This window comes from Vibrio sp. 10N.222.46.A1, from assembly GCF_041473595.1.
Classification (GTDB): domain Bacteria; phylum Pseudomonadota; class Gammaproteobacteria; order Enterobacterales; family Vibrionaceae; genus Vibrio; species Vibrio tasmaniensis_A.
Window position 1 is genome coordinate 1 of the sequence record NZ_JBFRSN010000773.1, and the last position, 6,555, is coordinate 6,555.

A 6,555-nucleotide genomic window follows, 5' to 3' on the forward strand; every position below is an offset into this window, starting at 1 on the left:
GTTTAATTATCAACTAAGACATTATCTTATTAACATCATTGTTATTTAATTTCTTGTAAGGGATGGAATCATTAATGAAAAAGCTTGCTTTAATTACAGGGTCAAAAGGCGGTATCGGCTCAGCAATTTCCTCTAAGTTAGTTGCAGACGGCTATCGTGTTATCGCGACTTATTTTACTGGGAATTACCAATGTGCCTTGGATTGGTTTAACGAAAAACAATTCACCGAAGATCAAGTGAGATTGTTTGAATTAGATGTTACCAATACTGCGGAATGTGCGCTGAGCTTAAGCAAGTTGTTAGAAGAAGAAGGCACGGTGGATGTGTTGGTCAACAATGCGGGTATAACGCGTGACAGTGTTTTTAAGAAGATGGATGCCGAAGCATGGAAAGACGTGATTGAAACGAACTTAAACAGCCTTTTCAATGTTACTCAACCACTGTTTGCGCCTATGTGTGAAAAGGGCAATTGCCGCGTCATTAATATCTCTTCAGTGAATGGTCTTAAAGGTCAATTCGGACAAACTAACTACTCAGCAGCGAAAGCCGGGATGATTGGTTTTTCAAAAGCGCTTGCCGCTGAAGGTGCTAGGAGTGGTGTGACGGTAAATGTTGTTGCCCCTGGCTACACAGGCACGCCTATGGTTGAACAAATGAAACCTGAAGTCCTTGATTCTATAAAGAATCAAATCCCAATGAAACGGTTAGCGACGCCTGTTGAAATTGCCGATGCAGTGGGCTTTTTAGCGAGTGAGTCTGGGGCGTACATTACAGGCGAAACATTGTCAGTGAATGGCGGCTTGTACATGCACTAATTGGCGAAACTGAAGGGATTGGAATGATGGAAAAAGTATTTATTGTTGCGGCCAAGCGCACTCCTATTGGTGCATTTACTGGGTCGCTAAAAAACGTATCTGCGGGTGAGTTAGCTGGCGTTGCGATCAAAGGCGCACTTGAGTCTGTCGATCTTTCGTTAGATGCGATTGATGAAGTGATCGTCGGCAATGTGATTTCGGCAGGTCAAGGCATGGGGGTTGCTCGTCAGGCTTCCATTTATGCGGGGCTTCCTGAGGAAACGCCAGCATACGGCGTGAACATGATTTGCGGCAGCGGTATGAAATCAGTGATGGACGCAGCGGCGCACATCAAAGCACAAGATGCTGAAGTGGTTATTGCTGCTGGCGTTGAAGTGATGTCCCAAATTCCGTTTGTGGTGCCCGCGAGTGTTCGTAATGGTCACAAAATGGGTGATATCTCAATGAAAGACTTATTGGTTGGTGATGGCTTAACCGATGCGTTTAATCACTACCACATGGGCATGACGGCTGAAAATATCGCCAACACGTTAAATGTTTCGCGCCTAGCTCAAGATAACTATGCCCTAGAAAGCCAACAGAAAGCCGTCGCAGCGATTGAAGCGGGTAAGTTTAACGAGCAAATCGTGCCTGTAGAAGTTAAGCAGCGCAGACAAACCGTCATTTTTGATACCGATGAGTATCCGAAGTCAGACGCGACATTCGAAGCTCTGCAAAAGCTTCGCCCAGCCTTTGACCGTGAAGGGTCTGTTACGGCAGGTAACGCTTCGGGCATCAATGATGGCGCAAGTGCAATCATCTTAGCGTCTGAATCGGCGGTCGTGAAATACGGCCTGACACCACTGGTAGAGCTGAGCAGCTACGCGCAATCTGGTTTAGATCCCAAAATTATGGGGTTAGGCCCAGTAGAAGCGGTATCTAAAGCGCTTGATAAAGCGAATCTCACCCTCGAAGAAATAGATTTGTTTGAATTGAATGAAGCGTTTGCAGCACAAGCTCTTGGCGTAATGTACCAATTGTCAGAGCAGCATGATTTACCGCTTGATGCGTTCAAGCCAAAGGTCAATGTGAATGGTGGGGCAATCGCGCTTGGTCACCCTCTAGGTGCGTCTGGCAATCGAATTATTGTTTCACTCATCCATGAAATGCTTGAACAGAAAACGACTTATGGCGTTGCTTCACTCTGCGTGGGTGGAGGAATGGGAACCGCTGTTTTGCTAAAAGGTATTGAAGGTTAGAGCCTAAGGTATCGATAGCAAGCTTAAACATCGGATCAGCTTTTCAAAGCATCGCGAGCTCATAGATGAATGTTGGCTGAAACGATGATTATACAAATTTATTAAACTATGTATTCATCAGGAGTTACTTATGTACACGGATATTTTCAAAACAATTACTGACCAAACAGAAAAGCAATTTGAACCGTACTTAAAGTTCAACAAGTTGGTTGCTAAGAACATTCAAACGATGACAGAACTGCAAATGAATGCGATGCAGACTTATACGGATATGGGCCTTTCTCAAATGAAGGCAGTCAGCGAAATCAAAGATGTAAACAGCCTGACCGCTTTCAATAGTCAACAACTCACGGCATTAACTCAACTGTCTCAGCAAATGATGAGTGACAGTTCGAAACTGCAAGCGGCTGCCAAAGAATTCAAAGACGATGTTGAAACACTAACAACTGAAAACTTGAAAACAGTCACACCTGCATAAACTTAATCGCCATCGAGTGAGGCAGTTTTACTGTCACATTCGGTGGCGATTTTCCGATTATTGGAGTCATGTTATGTTTCAACACTTCTTTTCGGACTACCTTGTTAAACTTCAACAAACAAACCAGCAATGGTGGGATAACTTTGAACAAAACAAGGAAGCCGCGCAATCTCCCCTAAATCAAGCGATGCAAGAATTGAATTTTGATGATGCATCAAAAATCTTCGAGCAAGCCGCCAACCAACCCGCCGTCCTGCTTCAGCTGCAATCTCAATGGTGGGAACAGCAACTGCAAATCTGGCAAAACGCAGCACTGATGGGCAACACTGAAAGTGTCATCTCAGAAGATCGCAGTGATAAGCGCTTTATCGATGATGCATGGAAGAACGACCCTTTCTATAGCTTCATCAAGCAATCCTATTTGTTATTCAGTAAAAGCTACATCGACACCATCAATTCTATCGAAGGCATCGACGAGAAAACCAAAGAGCGTGTGGCGTTCTTTTCACGTCAGGCAATCAATGCTCTCTCTCCTAGCAATTTCATTGCGACTAACCCAGAGTTGATGAAACTGACGCTTGAGCGAAATGGTGAAAACCTGCTTGATGGGTTAGAGCAGTTACAAGCAGACGTTGAAGCAAGCGCCGATATACTCAAGATCCGCATGACCAACAACAACGCTTTCCGATTGGGTGTAGATGTTGCGAACACGGAAGGTGATGTTGTTTTTCAAAACGAGCTGTTTGAGCTGATTCAGTATCATCCAAAGACACTGCAGGTTAACGCGACGCCTTTGTTGATCGTTCCGCCGTTCATCAATAAGTACTACATTCTTGACCTTCGTGAGAAGAACTCGATGGTGCGCTGGTTACTTGAGCAAGGACACAGCGTATTCATGATGTCTTGGCGCAACCCAGGTGAAGCGCAGAAGGACACTGAGTTTGGTGACTATGTCACGGAAGGCGTGGTTAAAGCCGTTGCTGCGATTGAAAACATCACAGGCAAAGAACAAATCAATGCGGCAGGTTATTGTATTGGCGGCACGGTACTCGCGTCTACGGTGGCTTACTACGCTGCGAAGCGCATGAAAAAGCGCATCAAAACAGCGACCTTTTTTACCACCTTGTTGGATTTCTCGCAGCCGGGTGAGGTGGGTGCGTACATCAATGAGACAATCATCAATGCTATTGAGAAGCAGAACGATGGCAAGGGCTATATGGATGGTCGTTCGTTGAGCGTGACGTTCAGTTTGCTTCGAGAGAACAGCTTATACTGGAACTACTATATTGATAACTACCTCAAAGGCAGTAGCCCGATGGAGTTTGATCTTCTGTACTGGAACAGTGACAGCACTAACGTGGCGGCTAAATGCCATAACTTTTTGCTGCGAGAGCTTTATCTTGAAAACAAACTGGTTCAAGACAAAGGCGTGAAAGTGGGCGGCGTATGGATTGATTTGAATAAAATTAAGATACCAAGCTACTTCATCTCGACCAAAGAAGACCATATCGCGTTGTGGCAGGGGACTTACCGTGGTGCATTGAACACTGGTGGCAACAAGACGTTTGTTCTGGGCGAGTCTGGTCATATCGCAGGCATTGTTAACCATCCAGAGAAAAAGAAATACGGCTACTGGTTGAACGACAACTTAGACGACTCTGCTGACGAATGGCTAAACAACGCAAGTCACAACGAAGGCTCATGGTGGACACACTGGGATCAATGGTTACAAGGCTTTGAAGCTGACGAGAAAGTCGAACCTTTCAATCAAGGTTCCGAGCTTCACCCTGTGATTGGCAAGGCACCGGGTAACTATGTAAAACAGGTACTTCCTATCGTCGATAAAGAAGTCGTTGATGTAGAGGCTCCGAAAAGCGACGCTTAGATTGTTTAACGTGAGTGGTTGATACCTATTTCTGCTAGGGTATCAGCCACTTATATCAGAGGTGCACTTATCAAACGCATCAATACCCAAACGCCCACTACCAATTTAGGTGTAACAATACAAATAGTCGTAAAAAAAACGGCCGTCTCGAGTTGTTGCATATGCCGTCAGTATGCTCCCACAATGAAGTATCTCTATTCACCCCAAATTTACCTTCGAGTTGGCAAACTATTCGCTACTTTCATAAGGAGAAGTAGCGATGAATTACCGCATGTTAATGACTCTAGGGGTTTTGTTTAGTACAAATGTATTGGCTGAACTTGATGAACCAGGCTGGGGAGGCGAAGTTGGAGTATTGGTCGGCTTTGGTAGTGAAACCGATGACTCAGAGGCTGTAAAAAAAGGCAGCTTGAACAGCAAGGGAGAATCGGATTCGAGTGCGCTTGTTGTACCGCTGGGACAGTTGCGCTACACATTTGGTTCAGATAGCGACCAGCAGGTCTTTATGGGGACCTCGCGTGGCGATATCATTGAAGGTGTTTTTGCTTTTGAATTTGGCTACGCACTGGAATATGGCAACGAATCGGTTGTATCTTTCTCTTACCTTCCAACAATCGCAAATGGTGAAGTATGGGAAGACCCGTTCATAGCCAATACTGCGAGGACTAAAACCGACATCTCTGGTGATACCTTTCGTGTACAACTCGACAACTTATTAGATATTGGTTTATCGGGTGATTTCGCTGTCTACAAGCAAGACATTAAAAATGACAAATCGGGCGTTCATCTAGGAGTGCCAACCGGTGTACTCCAACGTGACGCTAAAGGCTATTATGCAAGCCTATCTATGGAGATGCCTGTTAGTGAGAGCTCTTTTATCGAACCATCGTTGTCTTATCAAAAACATCTTGCAGACGGTAAAGCAGTTTCTTTCTCTGATTACTCTGGCTCGTTGACCTACATAATGATGGTGGATGATCATGCATTCTCGGTCAATGCAGATTACAGTCATCGCTCATATGATGCATCCAATCCAGTATTCAAGAAAACACGTGAAGACAATGGATATAGCGCAACGCTTGGCTATGAATATATGGACGTTATGGGTTGGCAAGACTGGGGATTCAACGCATTAGCGGGTTATTCTAGTAACAATTCCAATATTGCATTCTACGATACCAGCGGATATTTGATGAGTGTTGGTGTTAGCTATCACTTTTAAGTAATTGACTGCTTAATCACGATGAGTTGGGGCTAGCATATTTGTTAGCCCTTTTTATTGTTTATTTTTTCGGCTAGAGGCTGCAACTGAATATGAGTGATGAAGCTTAAATTCAGTCAATGGCGACCAAAAATGTCCGGTCGGATCGCCATGAAGCTTGGTCATTCAACTTAAACGAAGTTAAGTATTGGTATTTGATTTTTCTTCGACCGGCAAATGAAGCCGAGCCAACAAGCCTCCCTCTATTTCCTCTGCTTCAAGATGCCATCCTAGCTTCTTACATATTTTCTCGGTTAAATCCTGCCCAAGGCCAAAGCTATCTTGAAATGGCAGATCAAGTTCCTGTGTATTGATGTTCTTGATCACTATGCTGTTTTTTTCGAAATAGATATGGATCGTACCGCTGTGCGTGTATTGGAAAGCGTTACGAATGAGGTTACCAACGACAATTTTGATTGGAGTCTCTGGAAGTTCCACTGTTGGGGCATGAAGGTAATTGCGGATGATGTCGATCTCTTCACCTTGAATTAAATATTCTAACTCTTCTATCAAATTATCTAATAAAGCGACGACCGAAACTAAGCTCTGATTCGGTGGAGTTTCACTCTTTCGGACTAGCCAGAGCATGGTTTCGGTAATTTGCTGCATGTTGCTGCTCGCGCGGTCGATACGATTGATCGGGCGCTGTAAATCTGAGGGCAGGGAGATGCGCTCTAAGATCTCCATATTTGCTCGTATGATTGCAATAGGCGTTCGCAATTCGTGACTAGCATGAGATAGAAAACGTTGTTCTCTTTCTACCAAGTGCGCATTCTTACTTAGTGCCTTTTCTAGATAAAGCGCAACTCGATTGTATTCACTGAATTTAAAGTTGGGAGCGGGGTTCGCCAATAGGTCGTTGGACGCGCTTTCTGACC

General features: G+C 44.5%; 6 protein-coding genes. 5 read left to right on the forward strand and 1 reads right to left on the reverse strand.

Annotation, left to right across the window (positions count from 1 at the left end):
- Positions 1 to 74 precede the first annotated feature (74 nt).
- The 5 genes from AB4496_RS19910 to AB4496_RS19930 all read left to right on the forward strand — a co-directional run bounded on the left by AB4496_RS19910 (position 75) and on the right by AB4496_RS19930 (position 5,638).
- Positions 75 to 815 (forward strand): SDR family oxidoreductase, encoded by a 741-nt coding sequence (locus tag AB4496_RS19910; RefSeq protein ID WP_012600512.1) that lies wholly within the window; start codon positions 75 to 77, stop codon positions 813 to 815.
- A 26-nt stretch (positions 816 to 841) separates the two neighbouring features.
- Positions 842 to 2,053, forward strand: coding sequence for an acetyl-CoA C-acetyltransferase (locus AB4496_RS19915; RefSeq protein ID WP_102258332.1), 1,212 nt, complete (start codon positions 842 to 844; stop codon positions 2,051 to 2,053).
- A 130-nt stretch (positions 2,054 to 2,183) separates the two neighbouring features.
- Positions 2,184 to 2,531 (forward strand): phasin family protein, encoded by a 348-nt coding sequence (locus AB4496_RS19920; protein ID WP_009845466.1) that lies wholly within the window; start codon positions 2,184 to 2,186, stop codon positions 2,529 to 2,531.
- A 73-nt stretch (positions 2,532 to 2,604) separates the two neighbouring features.
- Positions 2,605 to 4,416: a class I poly(R)-hydroxyalkanoic acid synthase gene (gene phaC / locus AB4496_RS19925; protein WP_102258333.1), complete on the forward strand. Its 1,812-nt coding sequence runs from the start codon at positions 2,605 to 2,607 to the stop codon at positions 4,414 to 4,416.
- Positions 4,417 to 4,675: 259 nt separating this feature from the next.
- Entirely contained in the window at positions 4,676 to 5,638 is a 963-nt protein-coding gene (locus AB4496_RS19930) for a DUF2860 domain-containing protein (RefSeq protein ID WP_102258334.1), read from the forward strand.
- Between the two features lie 180 nt (positions 5,639 to 5,818).
- Here the strand turns inward: AB4496_RS19930 and AB4496_RS19935 are convergent.
- Positions 5,819 to 6,555, reverse strand: a 737-nt coding sequence (locus AB4496_RS19935; RefSeq protein WP_372131714.1) for a sensor histidine kinase, incomplete at its 5' end; no start/stop codon positions are given.